Source organism: Duganella fentianensis, assembly GCF_009857835.1.
Taxonomy (GTDB): domain Bacteria; phylum Pseudomonadota; class Gammaproteobacteria; order Burkholderiales; family Burkholderiaceae_D; genus Rugamonas; species Rugamonas fentianensis.
Genome location: NZ_WWCL01000019.1, coordinates 1 through 1,370, shown reverse-complemented (window position 1 = coordinate 1,370; position 1,370 = coordinate 1). Strand labels below are relative to the sequence as shown.

Genomic DNA, 1,370 nt, shown 5'->3' with positions numbered 1-1,370 from the left:
AGAAGTGGTCCCGCTTGATTGGACAGTCAAATCGTTGGCTTAAGTGGAGCCTTGCGTGAAAAAGCTTATCCACGGCGCCGCTCGCCGCCCCGTGAACAGGGCAAGAGCGTGCGGCACGGTGGGTAAGCTGGGCCATCGCCTACGCCGCTAGTTTCAGCGGCGCGAAGTGCGCGAAGTAGAACGCATCCGGCGTCGCCCCGTCAAGCGCTCGATGCGGCCGGCGTCGATTGTAGAACTCAAAATACTTCGCCAGCCCGGCCCGCGCTTCGCTCACGCTATCGTAGGCGTGCAGGTAGACCTCTTCGTATTTGACCGATTTCCACAGCCGTTCGACGAACACGTTATCGCGCCAGCAGCCCTTGCCGTCCATGCTGATGGCAATGCCATGATCGCGGAGCATCTGCGTGAATTCAAAGCTGGTGAATTGGCTACCCTGATCGGTGTTAAAGATGTCAGGTTTGCCGAATCGTGCAACGGCCTCTTGCACCGCCTCAATGCAGAAATCCGTGGTCAAGGTGTTCGACAGTCGCCAGGCCAACACCCTCCGGCTATACCAGTCGATGACAGCAAACAGATAGACGAAGCCGCGGCGCATCGGGATGTAGGTAATGTCGGCGGCATAGACCTGGCCCGGCCGCGTGACAGCCAGCTTGCGCAGCAAATAGGGATAGACCGGATGGGCGCGATGGCGGCGGCTCGTGTCGGGCTTCTTGTACAGCGCTTCGATGCCCATTTTGCGCATCAAGCGGCGAACGCGCCGGCGACCGAGTTCAGCGTGCCCATCCTGGCGCAGCAAATCGCGCAGCATGCGGCTGCCGGCAAACGGATATTCGAGGTGCAATTCGTCGATGCGGCGCATCAGGCTCAGTTCCTCGACCGGCGTGGCTTGGCATTGGTAATAGGCCGTCGAGCGCGCCAGCGACAGCAGCTGGCACTGCCGGCTAACGGACAAATCGTGAGAACGGTCGATCATTTCTTTGCGCTCAGCAATCCCGCTTTGGTGAGCGCGCCGCTTAAAAAATCGATTTCCAAAGCCTGCTGCCCGATCTTCGCGTGTAGCACCTTCAGGTCTGGAGTGTTCCCCGCGTCGGTCTTGCACGCCGCGCCATCGAAAGCTGTGGATGCGCGCTCGACTAACTGGCGCTTCCATTCGGTAACCTGGTTCGGATGGACTTCGTACTGCTGTGCGATCTCGGCGACCGTCTTGTCACCGCGCAGCGCCGCTACCGCCACTTTGGCCTTGAACGCCGCTGAGTGGTTCCGTCTTGTTCTTTTCGTCATGCCTTTGCTCCTAAAATCCGGCCTTGCGGCCGCTATTGTGAAGCAAGGCATCCACTTATCCTACTGTCCGAAAAACCGGAACCGCTTCT

1 protein-coding gene is annotated in these 1,370 nt (G+C 59.3%); it reads right to left on the bottom strand.

What is annotated here, in order from left to right:
* Positions 1 to 139: 139 nt before the first annotated feature.
* A protein-coding gene (locus GTP23_RS22365; protein ID WP_161037151.1) for an IS3 family transposase occupies positions 140 to 1,281 on the bottom strand; the annotation gives its coding sequence in 2 pieces (ribosomal slippage) (positions 140 to 1,029 and positions 1,029 to 1,281; 1,143 coding nt in all).
* Positions 1,282 to 1,370: the final 89 nt, after the last annotated feature.